At 43.6% G+C, this 18438-nt stretch carries 19 protein-coding genes and 1 pseudogene; 5 read left to right on the plus strand and 15 right to left on the minus strand.

The window, feature by feature from the left end; genetic code table 11:
• Window positions 1-104 precede the first annotated feature (104 nt).
• The 4 genes from GC098_RS32000 to GC098_RS32015 form a co-directional block, all read right to left on the minus strand.
• The gene (locus tag GC098_RS32000) at window positions 105-320 is read right to left on the minus strand and encodes a CDGSH iron-sulfur domain-containing protein (RefSeq protein ID WP_171647833.1); all 216 of its coding nucleotides are present in this window, start codon (window positions 318-320) and stop codon (window positions 105-107) included.
• A 136-nt stretch (window positions 321-456) separates the two neighbouring features.
• A complete protein-coding gene (locus GC098_RS32005; RefSeq protein ID WP_171647835.1) occupies window positions 457-1098 on the minus strand; it encodes a VOC family protein in 642 nt (213 codons plus the stop codon).
• A 283-nt stretch (window positions 1099-1381) separates the two neighbouring features.
• Entirely contained in the window at window positions 1382-2956 is a 1575-nt protein-coding gene (locus GC098_RS40495; RefSeq protein ID WP_246359095.1) for a Spo0E family sporulation regulatory protein-aspartic acid phosphatase, read from the minus strand.
• A 799-nt stretch (window positions 2957-3755) separates the two neighbouring features.
• A complete protein-coding gene (locus tag GC098_RS32015; protein WP_171647837.1) occupies window positions 3756-4658 on the minus strand; it encodes a LysR family transcriptional regulator in 903 nt (300 codons plus the stop codon).
• Window positions 4659-4854: 196 nt separating this feature from the next.
• On the opposite strand from GC098_RS32015, the gene GC098_RS32020 reads away from it, so the two are divergent.
• Window positions 4855-5328 (plus strand): DinB family protein, encoded by a 474-nt coding sequence (locus tag GC098_RS32020; protein WP_171647839.1) that lies wholly within the window; start codon window positions 4855-4857, stop codon window positions 5326-5328.
• A 189-nt stretch (window positions 5329-5517) separates the two neighbouring features.
• Here the strand turns inward: GC098_RS32020 and GC098_RS32025 are convergent, their stop codons facing one another.
• The gene (locus tag GC098_RS32025) at window positions 5518-7860 is read right to left on the minus strand and encodes a glycoside hydrolase family 95 protein (RefSeq protein WP_171647841.1); all 2343 of its coding nucleotides are present in this window, start codon (window positions 7858-7860) and stop codon (window positions 5518-5520) included.
• A 538-nt stretch (window positions 7861-8398) separates the two neighbouring features.
• On the opposite strand from GC098_RS32025, the gene GC098_RS32030 reads away from it, so the two are divergent.
• A complete protein-coding gene (locus tag GC098_RS32030; RefSeq protein WP_171647843.1) occupies window positions 8399-8554 on the plus strand; it encodes a hypothetical protein in 156 nt (51 codons plus the stop codon).
• A 165-nt stretch (window positions 8555-8719) separates the two neighbouring features.
• Here the strand turns inward: GC098_RS32030 and GC098_RS32035 are convergent, their stop codons facing one another.
• The 7 genes and pseudogenes from GC098_RS32035 to GC098_RS32065 form a co-directional block, all read right to left on the minus strand.
• On the minus strand, window positions 8720-9178 hold the full coding sequence (locus GC098_RS32035; protein ID WP_171647845.1) for a hypothetical protein: 459 nt from the start codon (window positions 9176-9178) through the stop codon (window positions 8720-8722).
• Between the two features lie 13 nt (window positions 9179-9191).
• Window positions 9192-9494: a hypothetical protein gene (locus GC098_RS32040; RefSeq protein ID WP_171647847.1), complete on the minus strand. Its 303-nt coding sequence runs from the start codon at window positions 9492-9494 to the stop codon at window positions 9192-9194.
• A 394-nt stretch (window positions 9495-9888) separates the two neighbouring features.
• Complete coding sequence (locus GC098_RS32045; protein ID WP_171647850.1) at window positions 9889-10878, minus strand: quinone oxidoreductase family protein; 990 nt, start codon at window positions 10876-10878, stop codon at window positions 9889-9891.
• A 96-nt stretch (window positions 10879-10974) separates the two neighbouring features.
• Entirely contained in the window at window positions 10975-11808 is an 834-nt protein-coding gene (locus GC098_RS32050; RefSeq protein ID WP_171647852.1) for a helix-turn-helix transcriptional regulator, read from the minus strand.
• Between the two features lie 664 nt (window positions 11809-12472).
• Window positions 12473-12817, minus strand: a pseudogene (locus GC098_RS41865) (MFS transporter); the annotation flags it as partial.
• 27 nt (window positions 12818-12844) lie between these two features.
• Window positions 12845-13825, minus strand: a complete 981-nt coding sequence (locus GC098_RS32060; RefSeq protein WP_171647854.1) for an aldo/keto reductase — start codon at window positions 13823-13825, stop codon at window positions 12845-12847.
• A 52-nt stretch (window positions 13826-13877) separates the two neighbouring features.
• On the minus strand, window positions 13878-14207 hold the full coding sequence (locus tag GC098_RS32065) for a carboxymuconolactone decarboxylase family protein (RefSeq protein WP_171647856.1): 330 nt from the start codon (window positions 14205-14207) through the stop codon (window positions 13878-13880).
• Window positions 14208-14404: 197 nt separating this feature from the next.
• Here GC098_RS32065 and GC098_RS32070 point away from each other — a divergent pair, with 197 nt between their 5' ends.
• Entirely contained in the window at window positions 14405-14950 is a 546-nt protein-coding gene (locus tag GC098_RS32070; protein ID WP_171647858.1) for a TetR/AcrR family transcriptional regulator, read from the plus strand.
• A 200-nt stretch (window positions 14951-15150) separates the two neighbouring features.
• Complete coding sequence (locus tag GC098_RS32075) at window positions 15151-15540, plus strand: DUF1259 domain-containing protein (protein ID WP_171647860.1); 390 nt, start codon at window positions 15151-15153, stop codon at window positions 15538-15540.
• A gap of 176 nt (window positions 15541-15716) precedes the next feature.
• Here the strand turns inward: GC098_RS32075 and GC098_RS32080 are convergent, their stop codons facing one another.
• From GC098_RS32080 to GC098_RS32090, 3 genes are all read right to left on the minus strand, one after another.
• The gene (locus GC098_RS32080) at window positions 15717-16121 is read right to left on the minus strand and encodes an NUDIX hydrolase (protein ID WP_171647862.1); all 405 of its coding nucleotides are present in this window, start codon (window positions 16119-16121) and stop codon (window positions 15717-15719) included.
• Window positions 16122-16398: 277 nt separating this feature from the next.
• A complete protein-coding gene (locus GC098_RS32085; protein WP_171647864.1) occupies window positions 16399-16938 on the minus strand; it encodes a GyrI-like domain-containing protein in 540 nt (179 codons plus the stop codon).
• A gap of 170 nt (window positions 16939-17108) precedes the next feature.
• Entirely contained in the window at window positions 17109-17498 is a 390-nt protein-coding gene (locus GC098_RS32090) for a VOC family protein (RefSeq protein ID WP_171647866.1), read from the minus strand.
• Between the two features lie 208 nt (window positions 17499-17706).
• Between GC098_RS32090 and GC098_RS32095 the strand changes: the two genes are divergently transcribed.
• Window positions 17707-18303: a hypothetical protein gene (locus tag GC098_RS32095; RefSeq protein WP_171647868.1), complete on the plus strand. Its 597-nt coding sequence runs from the start codon at window positions 17707-17709 to the stop codon at window positions 18301-18303.
• The last annotated feature ends 135 nt before the right edge of the window (window positions 18304-18438 follow it).

Genomic DNA, 18438 nt, shown 5'->3' on the forward strand with positions numbered 1-18438 from the left:
TGCGGCAGCCCTTCATGTTTAAATATCGTTCCCCATTACAGCTAGTAATCAATCAAGATCCGTTTTTACTCTTCATGCGAGACCAGGTTGCCACTTGCCAAGATTTACTCCTTCTTCGCTCTCGGTGTGCTTTTGAAGCCGATCGACTTGTGCGTGCCGTCGCAGAACGGTTTGTTGCCCGATTCTCCGCACCGGCACAACGAGAACGATTCTTTGTGCTCGAACGGGTTGCCTTCTGCGTCCACCAGCTCGACCGGCCCCGTCACCCGAAGCGATCCGTTGTCGTTCACTTTAATTGTCACTTTGTTTTCGTCTGCCATTAGTTTACCTCCTATGTACGATAGTTAATATACAAGTATATCCAGTAATCACCAGAAAAAGACGAGCCAATCGTTCACTTATGGCAGATCGACACAACAATCCTGCAGGTTACTTTAGTAAAGTTACTACCTAAGATTACAATCTCGAATATGGTAAATTTAATAGACTAGGCACCTCTTCCGGGAAGTTTGTCATACATAAATCAAAATTATACTCATTTATTTTAAAATGAAGTTCGCCGTCACCATTACTTTCGTAAAAAATATCTTCTTCCTGTAAACAAGTTTTGACTTCTTCAATGAAAATGGAATTTGTTACTCCAAAACTAACATTCATCGTTGGTGTTAAAGCAGACATTGAAATAGGTATCCATTTTCTTTTCTTAGAAGGAATAACTGCATGTGCTGTTCCCCCAATTGCGAAATGAGTAATGATTTCTAGTAAATTCCCGTCTCCGTCTCGAAAATATACATTTTTCCCTGTCTCAAAAGCGTCCACAATTCTGCCATCTGGCCACTTTAGAAGTGGAATACGTTCCTTATCGAACCACTTTACTACATTTTCAAATTCTGAATAAGGAACCTCGAAGGCAAAATGTGCTGGAGCTATTGGGTCTGCAGTTTCCTTGAATCCTAAGATAAAATATTCTGTCGGTAGAAAACGTATTTCGTTATCTGATTCATAAATAATCGGGAAGCATAACAGATCATGGTAATACTGCTTAACACCTTGCACTGAAACCGTATTTAACTGTAATCGAGCAAAATGAGTAATCATGTTTTTTCACACCTTTGTATTTTATGGTTTATTTTACCATGTTATAGATGTCCGATGGGTGATGATTTTACACTGACTGTTCGTTAAACTCCCTGTTATTTCAAATGAAAACAAGGAGCAGCTGCCGCGGCAGGTCTGCTCCTTGTTTTGTTCGATTATTGTTCTGCGTTAGCAAAATCACTATTTGAATATTTTAAGGTTTTTAACCCTCATTGGAATTACCACTCCGTAATCTAAGCTGTTTTGTTTAGAAGTGTTGAATCTACACGAGCTTTGGCAATTATCATTTGTTTTTGTCCATATCAATTGTTTTATTGATCTTATTGAAAGCATTAATTAATTCATCGAGTTCCATCGAACAATGAAGACATCTAGGGTCTGAAAGACCATATGTTCTAGCGTATTTATTTAATTGTTGCCGTTTCTCGTAAATGGCCTGATCGATTGCTGAAAGGTTGTCCGCAGCTTGTTCATGCAGCGCCTTTGATAGCTCCCGCTTCAAAGGAAACTTTCCCATGGATTTGTATTTTTCATTTGATATACACTCCTTCTCAACTTGTTTAACGATGATTGAGTAGAAGGTATAGCGAGGCGGTTGAGCTGGTGGCGGCTTCGACCATTGATTCGCACTAAAAAGCCGGGAGTGTTCATAGTTTTGGTTCTTTATTTTCGGCAGAGGCAGAAGAATATCAGGAAAAAGAAAACCCAGACTTCCAAAGAACGCACTGCTTCCAGTAACGAATGATGCGCCCCCGCCCGTTGAACCGTTTCCTGTATAAAGAGTCAACGGGGCGGAAAACCAAGCGCTCGCGGGATCCGTACGAATCGGAGTTTCTTCGGATTTTCCTGTCTGTTTCTTCGCGGCCTTCTGTGGCTCGATCAGAGCATTCACTTCCGCCGGAACGGGCAATGATAATCCGAGATTCAGCCTCGGTAAGGCCGCGGGAGGATCAGGAACTCTGGTCGTGGTACTCGGAGATGATTTTCTTTCCGAGTCGTCTTTCCACTGATCCGCTGCCGGAGCTAACTTGATCGGTGCATCGGATACGTTACCGTTCACTGGAAAAGGTCTAGCGGTAGGACCTTCATTCCCACTCGTATTGAAGTGCAGATTCTGGGCTCCGTCTGTACCAGTAAGGGGTTCTTTCTTTCCTACGTCAGCCTTTCCTCCATCGATCAGAGGGAGATTCGACTGGCTCATGCTCGGCACTGGGATATCCGTCACAGGCGTTTTCACTTGAACGGCCGGGTTAACCACCTTGATTTGGGGTGCTGGTATCAGCGTCAATGGAACTTCAGCCTGAACCGCAGGCGTCTTTACTTGCACGAGTGGCGTGTCCACTTTTGCGGCAGGCAAGTTTACCGACACCAACGGTATCAGATCAGTGGATACTTCCGCCTTCGCTGATGGAATGTCCACATTAACCAAAGGCGTGTCAACTGAAATGGAGGGCGTTATCACCTGCAGATCGGGAAGCAGACTGTGTCCAGAAGTTCTCTCCGCAGAAGGAGTCGAAACAGGTGGCAAAGACGCGCGCGAATCTTTCGCCTGGTTAGTGGAGGGTGGAGCCGTCTTTCCGATGTCGGGCAGAATGTTGGATAAAATTGGAAGATCCGTTACCACTGACGTCAAATTTATTTGTCCGGAAACCGCTTTCAGTGAATTCTCAGACCCGGAGTCTTCACCAGCATGCTTGGCTGAGTAGACTGGGTCCCCTGTTAGGTTCTTCAGCGACTCCAATAGAGCGGCCTCGGCTATGTGGGGATACGCATTCTGCTGTATAAACGCCAGAACGAATACGATGCACAAACTCCCAAACCAGATCGTTCCTTTCGTTCCTGAATGCTTTGCAAACATGCTGTTTCTCACCTCCTTCCCGGCCAAATTATGTGGGGATACGGATTCCTAACATCGTCCACGTGATAACCCTTTCAGAACTATTGACACTTGAAATCAGGCATTTGTTCCAGACATGCACACACAACTGCTTCCAAAAGTTTATTTCAACCACGAAAGATACTGCCTCTTTTGTTGCTCTTTCTGTTGATACTGGACTTAAATCAGTACTAGTTACTTTAAATCCGTCATTAGCCAACCCTATTGCTTGAGTGCCGATACCGTAGGAAAAGTCTCAATGTGAGACACTCTCTTTGCACGGACTCGTGAGTTTTGAATGAATGATTTTGCTTAAAACGCTTAACGCCGTTGTCAGTCTACAACTTTATTTTCACGGTCTAACACTTTATTTTTCAGTCTAACACTTTATTTTCTCAATACAGTATTAGCAATCCTGCCACTTAGGGAGTTAATTGTTCCCACAATCTTTACTTTGTATCCATTAAATGGATTATGTATATAGTTCGATTCATTAAGAATTTTTATTAGGGTACAGGGCAATCAAACTGTGATCGACTGGGTGAGTTCACATCCTTTAATGATTCAACTAGCTACCGCCTCCCTCTGTTTCTCCTATCTTTCAAATAAACTAAAGGTGAAATCCTGCGAATTCATGATCTAGAGAGAGCATCAGTAATCATATCGAGGGAGCATTATAGACTTGTGGCATGTCGAACAAAAAAAGCAGTCCAAAACTTAAATAATAAAGTTCTAGACTGCCATTATTTTGTTGAACTATCGTTTCCGGAAGGCTAGTTATCTATGAAGATTTCGCATGATTGATGACGGTTTCGATATAGGCTTTAAGAGTTTTAATGAAGGTTCGCATGGCGTATCCGACATATCTGTCACTGCGGTAGATTAGACAAATGTCCTGAGAAGGCGTAGGATTCCGCAGGTGCAGTACCTTTATGTCTTTATTTTGAAGAGTATCCAGTAGCAATCGTGGCAGTACACAAGCCCCTACTCCGCTCTGTACCATCTGGAGGAGGGAGGATAACGTTGTTGTCACCATATGTGGTTGCAGAGTAAACCCCTTATCCATGCAGTAGCGGTCGATCAGCTTGCGACATTGATGGTCGGGTGGGAACATGACCATGTTTAAGGCATTCAGCCTACTCAATGGGATGAAATTCTCTGTGGCAAGGGGATCATTTGTACTGACGGCCAATGAAAACTCTTCGTGAAATAGAGGAATTGATGTGAGCCGTTCATCGCTAACGGGTCCGATCGTTACACCAACATCGATGCTGCGGTCCAGAACTTGTTCTGTTATTTTCGTAGTTTCCAAAAGAGAGAGCGAAATGGTGGGATAGGTCTGATGGAAGTTCAGCAGTAAGGCATTAAACATGAGATCCGCATCACCGGGCAAGACACCGATGGATAGCGATCCGCCTTGCATTTGCTTCAGGTCAGCAATGGCATCGCTTGCTTGCTGCAGATGCCCGAGCACGGCCGCACCATGTTCTTGTAGAATCGCTCCGGCTTCTGTGAGGACAATTGTTTTTCCCACTCGATCGAACAGGAGAACGCCTAATTCTTCTTCCAATCTCCTTATCTGTTGGCTGATGTTGGGAGCACTGACTCCCATCTTATCGGCAGCTCTCGTGAAGTGAAGTTCTTCACAAATCGCCATAAAATACTGTAGTTGCTTTAACTCCATAGCTCACACTCGCTTTCAAAAGCATCGCTGAACGCATGTTCAATAATTATTGTTGCTTCATCTTCTTTCACTGTCAATGCATAATCGTTAACTTTTACTTAACGTTCCGGTAATTCAGACTGCATTGATGGAACAAACCATGAAACCTATACTAAGAACATATCAAACGCTTCTCAATTCAAAGGAGGAAAACAACATGTCAGAAATGATTATCAGCACGACAAAAACAGTACGTCAAGTGGCGATTCACCAGGTGCAGGCGATTCCAGAGGAACTATTCGACATTCAAGCTGCTTCCTATAATAACACGATTCGCTGGAACGTTGGACACATGATTTATTGGATGGATGCCTACATGATGCTTGGTTTCTCGAAGAAATCGGCCATTCCAGCAAGCTACGCATCGTTCTTCAACTCCGGAACAGCGCCGGCAAACTGGACCAACACGCCTCCATCAAAGGAAGAGCTCATCCAGCAGCTGTCATCTCAACTTAGCCAACTATCTGAGTTATCCCCCGAGAGTCTGGAGCTACCGTTCGAAAAGCCGATGCAATTTGGACCACTCACGTTTAATAAAGTGGGAGAGTTGCTCAACTTTGGAATAGTCCATGAAGGGATGCATCTTGCAACCTGCGATTGCTTACTTAAGGCCATTCAAGGTAAGCATTAATACGAGTGCGAACGTGAACTAAATAAGCCGGAGCGTGGTTGAGCCATGCTTCGGCTTATTGCTGCGAAATAGCTGATTTGGATGATTACTTGTTCCGCGGTTTTTTCAATTGATGTAAATATTTATTTTATGATGGGAAGAGTATGCTTTTGTTGCCCTTCTGTACAGGTTATTGTTCAAAGGAATCTTTCAATGTTCTTGAATGGTCAACGGATTCAATGAAAGAGTATATCGTTTTCCTATCACCGTTAGAAATTCACTCCTAACCAAAGCATCGATATGAACGCTGCAAAGTCCTCCAGAGTGAGAATAAATCTCCGCTTGAACAATTTCGCCCTTATTCCAACTTATGTTCACCTCGAAGCCTCCGCGTGCCCTTAGACCTTTAACGAAGCCTGTCGGCCAAGCGTCGGGTAGAGCAGGAAGCAAGTGAAGATAACCTTGATGGGATTGCAGCAGCAGTTCAGCTATTCCTGATGCTGCGGCAAAATTACCATCAATTTGAAACGGAGGGTGAGCATCAAACAGATTTGCATAAATACCGCCAGTTTGATAATTTTCTGTATCATCTTTAACAAGCCTAAGCAGATTGGCAATTAGGCCATGCGCCCGGTTTCCATCTCCAAATCGGGCCCATAATCCCACTTTCCAGCCGAGACTCCATCCCGTCCCCTCATCTCCGCGCCTATTCAGGGATTGCTGTGCTGCAGCATATAGCTCAGGTGTTGTATGTTGTGTCAACTGACGGCCAGGATAAACGCCGAATAAATGGGAAATATGCCTGTGATGCTTATCTTCGTCCTCGAAATCCTGGGACCACTCCTGAAGCTGGCCATATTTGCCGATTTGCATCGGAAATAAGCGACTTCGCGCATCGTCCAATTCTTGATGGAAGTCAGCATCCATTTGCAAAATTTCTGATGCTTCCATACAGTTCGTAAACAAATCCCAAATGATTGACAGATCCATGGTGGCAGCCACGCTAACGCCGGCTTTTCCTTCTGCGGTCACAAATTTGTGTTCCGGCGAAGTAGATGGCATGGTAATCAATCGGCCAGAACCGTCGTCTACCAACCAATCCAAGCAAAAAAGCGCTGCTTCTTTCATAATAGGATAGGCATAATTGCGCAAGAAAGTGTCATCTTTACCAAATGCATAGTGCTCCCATAAATGCTGTGTTGACCAGGGTCCCCCCATCGGCCATAATGCCCAAACGGGATCTCCATTACCATAATCACCTACAGGTGAGGCTTGGCACCAAATATCCGTATTGTGATGTGCCGTCCAGCCACGAGCCCCATAATTTACATCTGCCGTTTTCTTTCCGTTCTGCGACAATCTTCCGATAAAACTGAGAAAAGGCTCATGGCATTCCGCAAGATTGCAGGTTTCTACCATCCAATAATTCATTTGTGCATTGATGTTAAGCGTATAGTTGCTGCTCCACGGCGGCCGTATTTCTTTATTCCAGATGCCCTGCAAATTAGCCGGTTGCGTGCCTGGACGAGAGCTAGCAATCATCAGATAACGGCCATAATGAAATAAGAGTTCGACCAGTCCGGGATCCTTGGCCCCATATTCGGATATCCGCTTTTCCGTCGATAAATCGGCTGGCGCAATGGTTTCACCCAAACTAAGCTCTACCCGATTAAATAGTGCTTGATGATCCTCAATGTGTTTGCGTCGCAGTGAATCATACGATTGCGCCTTCACCAACTCTAGCGCTCGGGCGACAAGAGGCTCAGGATCCTTCCCCTGCCTGCCGGGAGATTTGTCATAACCGTTAAAGCTAGTCTCTGCCACGAAATAGAGAGTGACTCCCGTAGCTCCAAGAATATGCATGCCGTCATGATCGACTTGCAGCTTACCGTCATCCAGCACTGCCCCTAGACGCGCTTCAAAACGTATAGCTTCTGCAGTTATAGGATCACCAAATACAACCGGATTGTCAGTGGCATAGTAATTTGGATCCACATGTTCAGGTGCAGTTCCCTTAAGCAGCAAATCATTTCCAAATGCATCCGTTCGGTAATGGAGCTGACTATCCAGCCTAATATGCAGGTTCAACATACCCGGTTTGCTTGCTTGCAAACGAAGCACAATCACTTGGTCCGGATGGGAAGCAAATATTTCCCTGTTGTATGTAACATTGCCAATCCGATACTCTACACGCGATATTCCTTCTTGAAGAGATAGGCTCCGGTGATAAGATTGATAAAGATCCCCGTGATCAAACTTAAGGTGCAAGTCGCCAAGCGGCATATAGGATTGTGTGTACGGACCCAGCATTTCCTTACTCAGCCTATCTGCTTCTATGAATTTACCATCCATGAGAAGACGGCGGACTTCTGGAAGTACTTCTTTGGCTCTGGGATTGTTGCCGTCCTTTGGGGAACCGGACCACAACGTGTCTTCATTGAATTGCAAATGTTCGTTCATCACCCCGCCAAATATCATGGCACCGAGTCGGCCATTACCAATGGGCAGCGCCTCTGTCCACTTTTCAGCTGCAGAGAAATATTGAATTTTCATTTTTCTATCTCCTCACATTACTGGATATATGCAAAGACTGGAGCATAACCAGTCGCATACTGTTTTTTAATTGGTATTCAACATGATTCTCCGTCTGCTCAATGCGCTAGTCGCCCCCTCTGATAGCGCTTACTATATTTATACTATAGGATTCAATTTTCTAATAGATACACTTCGGAATTATACGTACATATTTCCGTTTTAAGGATATTTATGCACGAATATCTGCACTTGGCCAAGAATAAGAAAAGTAAAGCTTCTCTACTTCTTAATTTAAGTAGAATAAACCCTTTAAATGAATTACTATGTCGAAAAAAAGTATACGGGTTAATTGCTGGTTATCCCCAGCCCCAGCCCCAAAACATGGAGGCTTTCACATGGAGGATTATTACATTTGGTGCGGTTCTGCGATTCAAGGAGAAGACGGCAAATATCATTTATTTGCATCGAGATGGCGCAAAGAACTTGGTTTTGACGCCTGAAGGCCCGTATCAATTCGAGGAGATTATCTTCGAGAAACGTTATCGTTCCTACTTTGATGCACTTAATCAGCATAACCCTCCTGATGAAGGATGATTATAAGAACGACAGTGGCGGTCTTACGGGTGAGTGGGGAGCGGGAGTGTTCGCGACAAGCGAGGATTGCATCCATAGGGATCTGCATCCTACTCCTTGTCCTATACTCGCAGCGTGACATGAGATGACGGGACATGAGCGTAATAGCTAAGGACTCCTGCTTTTCAGTAGGAGTCCACTTTTGCTTCGGCGTTATGGGAAGGTCTCTTTCGTCGTTAACGAGGGTGTTATACCAAATACAGCCGGCTTCTCAAGAGGGCAGGCTGTATTTGTTTAAAGGCTTTTAATTAGATGGAATGATTCGAATATCCTTATCCAAATTGGCAAGCATCATGAAATTACGGTTGAAAGTAAAGATGCGTTTTACCTGATAATAGGACATGGTCACAGCAGTGAATGCTTCGCTGAGTGAGAAACGGAGTTCTGGCCTGTCCATAAGCAGTCTGCGCGATTCCCCCTCTAATTCGGGGCCGCTGGAGATGAGCGCTAGCTTGCCTTTACTCACTGCTTTATCAATTGCATTCAGAAAATATTCCGCCTGCTGATAGCTGTATTCATTGCGAAGCCATTCGTGAAGATCAAATATAATGGAGTTTGTCGTCACGTAATTACGTTCAAGATCATGCAAGTCCAGAATCAGGGAACGGGCTTTCGCATAGCAGGGGTCTTCAGGGTTCATTAAAGCGGCTAAAGCTGTTTCATCCAGAAAAATTGCATCCTGAATGTCCAAGTAGTTATCCATATGTCAGCACTCCTTAATCCTCTAGTTTGCAAATACCAACCAAATACAGAAGCGGGTTATCTTCCTTTTGATCTACTGAAATGGGGGTTGATTCGTATTTGGCGCTTGCCAGGTGTTGGACAATGATTCCATTGACGATCGCTTGCACGGTCGTATGCTGCATATCGGCGATTGCTTTCAGCTCAACATAATATTGCGGATTGAGTTCTATAGTGCTTTCTTCTTGTTCTTCACTTCTTGAAGAAATGAATTCGGAAGCGGTAGACTTCGCTTTTTCGAATTGATTTTGAATGAAGCGTTTGTAATTATTCGCCATCGTGATTCACTCCTTTTGCATAGCTTTTATAACGATTCGTCGAATCCTGTCGATTTCAGGGGGTAATGTCGGGCGGAAAGCCAGCGGCTGCCATGGACGAGAACCTAAGGGGCTAGATATCCAAGATCAACACTCCATATAAAGAAAAGACCCTTCTTATTTGCTAAGAGGGTCTTATCAGTGGATTTTTCAATGTTAACCACTTCATCTTACGGACGTGTGTTGAAAGAAAGCTGTAATCTATTCTAGTTTCACCTTGTTTGTTTAGTAAACATAAATATAACTCTAATTCCACCCCAAGTGCCCCGAGAGCGTTCTTGACAAAAAATAGCCCCAATCAATTCGTTTGATTGAGGGTGATTTTTGTCATTCATTTTTCTTAATTAGGTCAGGCTTACATTTGCAAAACCAGTTTTCCGACCGTGTTCTTTGCTTCCAAAAGAGCAAGTGCTTCTGCGGCATTTTCCAGAGGATACACACCTTGAATTTCCGCATGTATTTCTTTTCTTGCCAGCATACCTAACGCTTCTCGCGCCGCTTTCCCAGTCTCCACAGGATTACTGTCGCTGTATCCGCCTAATGTAAAACCAGCGAACTGTTTGTTGGAAAACCATATTTGATTATAAGAATGTATAACATCCTCTTCTCCGCTTGCGTTTCCAACTACAACAAGTTGCCCTAACGGACGAAGCACCTCTAAGCTTTGTTTGCGCATATTCCCTCCGACTGGATCAAAGACGGCATGGACACCTTTTTGTCCAGTTGCTCGTAGGGTTCGCTCCACAAAATTGGATCGGATAAATAACTCGTCATATCCGAGGGATTCGGCCAACTTTACTTTCTCGGCGCTTCCGACGGTTCCGAGTACCTTCCCTGCTCCCAGACGGTTGGCCATTTGCCCCAGAAAACTGCCCAGCCCGCCAACCGCTGCATGAACGAGTATGTTGTCACCCGTTCTCATTCTATAAACATCTTTTATAGCCAGATATGCTGTTGTTAAATTTACAATAGAAGCTGCAGCTGTCGCTAAGTCGAGGTCGGCTCCTAATTGATCTAACGGAACCGTCAGATCTGGCCGTACATTCGCCATTGATGCAAAGCCGTTAAGATCATGCAGTGTCATCGAGGCAACGGGTTGACCAACGTAGAAGCCCTCTACTCCTTCCCCGATGGCACGTACATACCCCGATACTTCTAAACCGGGAGTAAGCGGCATCGGAAAAGCGGAGATAAACTCGCCACGGCTAAGCAACACTTCGAAATACCCTACTCCAGCATAAGCAACGTCAATGGTAAGCATACCGGGGGTCGGTTGTAGATCCGGTTTCTCTCGCAACTGCAGACTTGCAGGTCCTCCTGGTCGATCAATTATGATAGCTTTCAAATTTATGTAACCTCCTTGATTGTGATTAAGTCTATTATATTAGACGACCAAGGAGGCATCCTGTTTGCAGTTATACAGGTATCCAGACTAACAGGCTTATTTCCGAATATACACTAATTTTTGCTCAGTGTCGGTATCAGAAATGGGAGTAAATACACAGCAGTGTAGGTTTTCATTGCCGTTAATATTATCAAAGGTGTTCAATTTAAAGTATAATCGCCCTGCGACGAGGTGATCAAACGTGTAATGTATGGCTTTCTTTTGCTGCACATCATGCAATCGCCATAACGTTTGAAACTCCTCACTTTCCTTACACATTTGCCGCACGAATTCCTCATACCAGAGATCGCCCGCCTTTTGGTCAAAATACATACGAAAAACCCCTGATGTAAAATCAGCAAATTCCTTCCAATTCGCTAACTGCTTGCGCAGGATTGGATCGGTAAATATCAACCGTGTCATCACTCGCTTCTCAGTGGGAATCGCATGGAAATCCGTAATGATTTCAGAAGCCATCTGATTGTAGGCCAACACCTCGGTTCGATTGTTTGCGATGATTGCCGGATAGTTCAATTGATCAATAATGTTCTGAAGCTCTGGATCTATTTCATTAGCGTTCGGGTAAGAGCCCCCTTCTCCGCCATAATTTGCCAAACGAAGCAGATGAAGATGTTCTTCTGAAGATAATTGCAAGGCTTTACCAACGCTCTCGATCACTTCTCTGGAGGCTGTGACGGCCCTGCCTTGTTCTAACCAGGTATACCAGGTGATACTTACCCCCGCAAGGTGGGCAACCTCTTCTCTGCGTAATCCCGGCGTTCTTCTTGTGCCAAAGCGACCGACAGTGCTGACATGATCCGGCTTGATCCGTGCCCGGCGGGATTTTAAAAAGTCTCCGAGTATATTGATTTTTTGGTTTTCTGAAGACATTCCACAACCTCTTTCTCCGCAATCAATTCAATTTATCAGCTTGAGCTTTTTGAATTACTCCCACTATAATCTCTAATTATCAGTTTCTATTATACAGAAATTAATAATTGATAGAAAGAATTGTGTAATCGTTATCATACAAGTAGCTAAATTGAACAGGAAGCAGCGATTCAAGCAGAAGGAGCGATATTACATGTCCCAAGCTTACTAAAAGCAACACTACGATATAACAATAATGTCAGATATTCAGGGATCTTTTGAGATATTTCGATCAACTTCATCTCTTCCGCCATGATCCATGTAGCATCAATGATGATGTTTAAGATAATCAAAAACGAAAAAACGCCCTCTTTCTTCTGGAGTTTGGCCCTCACCATTATCCCAGGTTTTATTCAACTGCAGATGTGCCTGGTTCGGGATTTGGTCGTGACAACAATTTTATCCCTTAAAAACAAAAAAACCGCTATTTTAGCGGTAATTAAAAATGTCCTTTGATGTATGAACATAGAATCAGAACCCATTCGAATTCAACTGCGTGAGTGACTGTTTGTTTTTCAACAAACGTTTCACAAAAAAAGTGAAAAGTGTTAAGGAAAACGCTACGGACACGGCGCTGACCGCGAACAATACTTGGTAGCTTGTGTACTGGGAGATCCAGGATCGTGGCGGTTGTGGAAACGGCCCAACTCATCCCGTGCAAGATTCTGAGCCCTATCAGAACGACAACTCCTCCAACCCAGTTATACATATACATCGCCAAGGTGAAAAGAAGCAGCCCCCAGACGATAAACGGACGTCTACCGAACCGGTCTAGGAGGCCGCCGACGATCGGCCGAAAAATAACGGCCGACAGCGCAAACGCGCCCATCGCCAGACCGACCTGCGACTGGTTGCCTCCCATCTGTTTGATGAACGGCGGCAACGTCGGATACAGCATATAAAATGCGTTAAATAGAAATAGGTTTCCTATAGTCATGAGAGAAAACTGCTTCGTCCATAGGCGTTCCACTGTCCATTCCTCCCTTTCGCACTACTATTATTGAAAACCAATTATTGGGTGAGGGACATACGGTTCTTCCAGCGATGCTATTTCTTCATATGTTAATTTAATTGAGAGCGCAGCTATCGCATCTTCGAGATGAGACACTTTCGTCGCACCGATAATAGGAGCTGTTACCGGTTCTTTCTGCAACAACCAGGCAAGTGCGATTTGAACGCGTGGAACGCCATGTTTTTCTGCTATTGCCGCAACCCGCTCTATGACAAATCGGTCGGTATTTGCTGTCGCATCATATTTAGCTTTCGCAATTTGATCGGTTTCGGAACGATGTGTTGTTTCCTGTGTATCACGCGTCAATCTTCCACCAGCAAGCGGGCTATATGGAATCACACCGATTTTTTCTACCTTGCAAAGCGGCAGCATCTCCCTCTCCTCTTCACGGTATATGAGGTTCAAATGATTCTGCATCGATACGAACCGGGTCCATCCATTTTTCTCGGCTACATGCAAAGTCTTCAGAAACTGCCATGCATACATGGCAGAAGCGCCTATGTATCTTGCCTTTCCTGCCTTTACCACATCATGCAAGGCTTCCATTGTCTCTTCGATAGGCGTATTGTAATCCCAGCGGTGAATTTGGTACAGATCCACATAATCTGTTCCCAGTCTCATAAGACTTTTATCAATTTCACTCATGATTGCCTTGCGGGAAAGTCCGGCACCATTGGGACCTTCATACATGCGGCCATTAACTTTTGTTGCGATGGCAATTTCATCCCGATTTGCATAGTCCTTTAAAGCACGTCCAATAATCTCCTCACTTGATCCGGATGAATATACATTCGCCGTATCAAAAAAATTGATACCAAGCTCCAAAGCTTTCTTAATGATTGGACGACTGCGTTCCTCATCAAGTACCCACTGATGAATCCACCGCCCTGCTTCACCAAAGCCCATACAGCCAAGACAAATACGGGATACATCCAAGCCTGTATTTCCAAGTTTCACATATTCCATTCGTCTGTACACTCCTTTTTCATATCAAGTAAGAAGTCTCGCCTGGCACTCTTTATTGCCCTTCTGCAAACACTTTTTTGGCAACCATAATGGCAGACATCGATTTCGGCCAACCGGCATAAAAAGCGAGATGAATAATCACTTCTTTGAGTTCTTCTTCTGAAATCCCATTTTCCTTCGCTTTATTCAAATGAAATGTCAGTTGCTCCGTATTTCCTCCGGTGATCAGACTTGCTAAGGTAATCAGGCTGCGGTCTCGCGGAGACAACTCTTTGCGTTCCCAAACATCGCCAAACAAAACGTCGTCAGTAAGCTCCACAAGTTTCGGGGCGAAATCTCCAATCATTTTTTGTGCGCCTGTCAGTTCTTTTTCCTTTGACATTTTTATACCTCCTTCTTTTTATTTTCTGGTCGTAATAAACATTAAATCAATAATAGTTCTTGATATATTAATGTACACGTGTCTATAATTATAAGCAGATACAGAACATCTGCAATTGTTAAATGAGCGTGTTTTGTTAAGAAATGAACAGCTACTTAATAATTGTTAATTATTTACGAAAGCTTGGTGACCACCAATTGGCAAAAGTGGATCGAAGAATACTCAAAACGCAGGAAGCGTTAAAAAAAGCTGTTATTGAACTAATGTCAGAGAAAAGTTTTGATGACATTACCATACAGGATCTTTCCGACAGGGCGAATGTGAGCCGCGGGACCATCTATCTTCATTATTTAGATAAATTTGATTTGTTGGATAAGCTCATTGAAGAACATATAAACGTTCTAAGTGAAATGTGCAAAGAGGCATCCGAATTGGATTTTATCGAAGCAACTCTGATGTGGACCGAATACTTTGAGCGTAATTATTCTTTCTTTTCAATGATGTTAGCGAGTAAAGGTGCTCCTTATTTTCGTGGTCGGTTTCTTAACTTACTTATCGAAGAATTAACGAATGAGGTCGATGTAATCAAAGGTAAGAACGAGAGGTTAAATGAAGATCTTCTCGTTAGGTTTGTTGCATCTGCTTACGTAGGGGTAGTGGAATGGTGGTTTACTAATGAAAGGCCAGTCACCCATCATGTCTTGGCGGAACAACTCGGGACATTGTTAGAGAGAAATGTGTAATCGATATCAGACTGTAGCTCAAGCCATTATTGGTCTTGAGCTTTTTTCGTTTCTAGGATTTGTTCAACATGACCTGCTCCATACTTGGATTGCCTACCCAGTGCTTGTATTTACATAATAATCGTTGTGTTAGGTGGTAATCCGTTTCAGCCCTGTTCATGTGCTCATACCATATATAGAAAACTGAGGAGGAACGAAGTATGGCAAATAACGGTTTGCTTTGTGAGCAGTTCTCAAGGATTATCGGTGGCCAACCCGGCTTCGCTGGCGGAAAATGTGTGACGACAATAAATCGAGATCAAATAAGATCAACAATTTTGGGGAAAAGATTTAGTGTAACGTCTTCTTTTTCGTTCGAATCATTAAATAATAGAACTGGCAGAGCACTTTGCTTAGGTAGAGGGGCATTCTTACAAAAAGAAGTCAATAAATTCATTTCTGCCATTCGTAATCAAGGAATAAAAGTTTCGTCTGTTCGGAACGAATGGCTGTTCGAGCAACCACGTTTGATTTATATCAATATTGAATCGGTTGATAGACCACTTGTTTTCGCAAGAAAAGTCAGGCGAGCGTTAGAAGTAATTCATTAAAGGAAAGAGACGTCAAGCGTGACGACGTCGGCTTATAAACAGTCCCCATTTTACTGTGGGACTTTAACACGCACTTCGTTATCTGCCGTTAGATGAACAAAGGCTGCCGATCATGCCGGCAGCCTCACTGTATAGTTTTTTAAACTCTCGATCTCCGTCGTAGCAGAATAACATAGTCAAAATTCAACATAAAATGGATGAAGTTCTTCATTTAAACAAAGCTCAATTCTTTGCCTGAAATTTTTCCAAGTTACCATCTCTAAGGCTTCTCCGATTGGAAAAAATCCTACCTCTAAACTCTCTGGAGTCGTTATTAATTCTCCTCCGACTGGTCTTCCTAAAAATAAAGTATTACATATACACCCAGCTACGTTTTGGAAAACTCCACAAAATTTTGTTACTTCTATATCTAAACCGCACTCTTCTTTTGTCTCCCTTATTGCCGCATCTTTCAACGATTCGCCTTCTTCAACCTGTCCGCCAGGCATTTCCCAACCTCTTCTGGGACCTTTTATTAATAAAATTTCGTTACGCTCATTAATTATAATTGTTGCTGCTGAAACAATATGTTTTGGAACCACCTATTTGCCCCCATTCTTCAGTTGTTCAATTTGTAGCATATGAAAATAGTGAAATCTACCATGATAGATATCGTTACTAGTATCATTCACTAGACATATCCTATATTAACGTCATTTAAGGGAGGTGAAGAAAATGGCATTTAATCCAGACGGAAATTCATTTTTATCATATCCTATTAGCCAAGGACCGAGCGTAGGTAAAGTTTATTATTTAACTCTCGTTTTCCGATAGAGTAAAGCCACTCCTAGAAATGGAATGGCTTCGTTGACTTGAGCATTAAAGCCCCGACTTCTTGCGCACCGGGTATAGCATCGTAAAGTCGAATGTTTCGATTTCCGCATAGGGGATTGTGAGAGCGTTCAATGGTTCAAGCGGTACCGTCTCCAGCCCGAATACTCCTTCACGCCGATCGAGCTCATACTCGGGCGACTGCTCTAGCCACGTAAACATTGCATCATATACGCGCCACATGTGCGCCTCATTCCCGTATACGCGGGCGCTCGCACAGAGCCCTCCGCGTACCACCAGAGACTCAATGCCATCCGGTACATCTCCGAACTCGCTAACCGCCAGCCCGACCCAGAGCGTATCGACTTGCTTGCTCCATTGATCTTGCGGAATGAACACATACGCAGAGGGCCCATCTGTCAGTCGCGCATCTTTAAGAGGAACCTGCGCTGTAAGGTTGCTCCACGCCACCCGCGTCCCGCTCTTGTCAGGTGTCATCCCCGTCCGTTTTGCCAAGGCCTTGAAAGGCGCCACTTCAATTAACTCAACCGCTATCGTCTTCTGCAAAATACCCTCTCCTCTCTTCACGATTATCCATGATGAAGATATCCCGTTAAATATATTCGTCTTTTTCCAGAAAAATCCTTTTTCTATAAATAAGATTAGGCTATCCTGCCCATGCTATCGTTCTGCGTTAGTGCAATTGATTATTTTGCGAGCTCTATAAACTTTTATTTTTGTCATTACATTAAAAACCTTCAAGAATTTCTATTCCCCGAACCGAAACCGATTACATATCCATCTAAATCTTGGACCGAAAAATCCTTCCACGCTCCCCAGTCATATTCGGTTACTTTAGGGTCAGAAACGATAATTGCACCATTTGTTTTAAACTCTACATATAAAGCATCCAGTTCATCGTGGGTTTTTACATAAGCATATGTATTCCAAGTACCCTTATTAGGTCTAACGTCTTCAATATCTATTGCCTGGATCAATTTAAATCCTAATCCAAAATTATCTCGAATTGCCCAATGTTCATTTACTTCACACCCCAGGGCATCTTCATAATATTTCTTAGACTTTTCAAAATTTGATACCAACAGGACTGTTAGAGAATTTTCAATCCTCGTTTTGATAACTTCCACCTTTTATCACTCCCTTTGGTTATTGGTAAATTGACCCATATTCAGAATATCGAATGTATGTTCGTTTGTAAAGGTAGTTCTTCGGTACGCTAAATTTCAGTATCATAGCTATCAGCACCGGTAGGGATACTCTAAAGAGAAACATTATGGAAAATTATACGTATATAAAAATGGACGTACAAAACACCATGATGAACGGGGGACAAACATGAAGGCAAACTTAAAAATAAATCTAATTGCCGCGGTTGTTACCGTCGTACTTATTGGATCGGTAATCGCTTGGGGATACGATAAAGTTACTGCAATCGAGGGAAAGTCGCCGAAGACGCCCGAAATCGCCGAACAAGTTAAAGCGCCCACAATCGACGAGTTATCGCCAGAAGGTCGCGCGATCGAAACGTTGAAGATCTATCACGAACAATTCAATATGTTGGTCGGATACGGGAATGACGATAATTTTACGAAAGCGACCGAGTGGGACTCCTCGCGTACTAATGACGCATTGAACTCGGAAGCATATCGTCAGCTTGCTGCGATGCTTTCGAACTATCAAGGTGCCGAAATCGACCTTTACCGCGCTGCTGACCTTGCGACGATCGCCCGCGAAAAGCACGACGTTCAAGCCCTTGTATACTTGCACCGCATCCTTCACGACTTAGACTTAAACTATTTCAATAAAACGCCGGGTAGTGATTATTGGGGCGTTACGGAAACTATCCGCCATACGTCGGAAGCCGCGGAAGTTGTTCCCGATAATCGCGACAAAATCAAGACGTACATCGAAAAGAATAGGCGTACTTTTTGAAATTGAGCGACAAAAATGAACGACAAAAGACCCCAGACTCTTTTTTCAAAGACCATTAGCGGCAGCTGCGCATGAATAATGAGTTTCTTTTTATTTATGCGCACTCCGTTAATCTGCTATTAGATGAGCAAAGGC

This window comes from Paenibacillus phytorum (assembly GCF_013141715.1).
Classification (GTDB): domain Bacteria; phylum Bacillota; class Bacilli; order Paenibacillales; family NBRC-103111; genus Paenibacillus_E; species Paenibacillus_E phytorum.

Coding starts and splice junctions, on each gene's coding strand:
- GC098_RS32000 (WP_171647833.1), bottom strand. CDS start 320: ATGGCAGACGAAAACAAAGTGACAATTAAAGTGAACGACAACGGATCG.
- GC098_RS32005 (WP_171647835.1), bottom strand. CDS start 1,098: ATGATTACTCATTTTGCTCGATTACAGTTAAATACGGTTTCAGTGCAA.
- GC098_RS40495 (WP_246359095.1), bottom strand. CDS start 2,956: ATGTTTGCAAAGCATTCAGGAACGAAAGGAACGATCTGGTTTGGGAGT.
- GC098_RS32015 (WP_171647837.1), bottom strand. CDS start 4,658: ATGGAGTTAAAGCAACTACAGTATTTTATGGCGATTTGTGAAGAACTT.
- GC098_RS32020 (WP_171647839.1), top strand. CDS start 4,855: ATGTCAGAAATGATTATCAGCACGACAAAAACAGTACGTCAAGTGGCG.
- GC098_RS32025 (WP_171647841.1), bottom strand. CDS start 7,860: ATGAAAATTCAATATTTCTCTGCAGCTGAAAAGTGGACAGAGGCGCTG.
- GC098_RS32030 (WP_171647843.1), top strand. CDS start 8,399: ATGCACTTAATCAGCATAACCCTCCTGATGAAGGATGATTATAAGAAC.
- GC098_RS32035 (WP_171647845.1), bottom strand. CDS start 9,178: ATGGATAACTACTTGGACATTCAGGATGCAATTTTTCTGGATGAAACA.
- GC098_RS32040 (WP_171647847.1), bottom strand. CDS start 9,494: ATGGCGAATAATTACAAACGCTTCATTCAAAATCAATTCGAAAAAGCG.
- GC098_RS32050 (WP_171647852.1), bottom strand. CDS start 11,808: ATGTCTTCAGAAAACCAAAAAATCAATATACTCGGAGACTTTTTAAAA.
- GC098_RS32060 (WP_171647854.1), bottom strand. CDS start 13,825: ATGGAATATGTGAAACTTGGAAATACAGGCTTGGATGTATCCCGTATT.
- GC098_RS32065 (WP_171647856.1), bottom strand. CDS start 14,207: ATGTCAAAGGAAAAAGAACTGACAGGCGCACAAAAAATGATTGGAGAT.
- GC098_RS32075 (WP_171647860.1), top strand. CDS start 15,151: ATGGCAAATAACGGTTTGCTTTGTGAGCAGTTCTCAAGGATTATCGGT.
- GC098_RS32095 (WP_171647868.1), top strand. CDS start 17,707: ATGAAGGCAAACTTAAAAATAAATCTAATTGCCGCGGTTGTTACCGTC.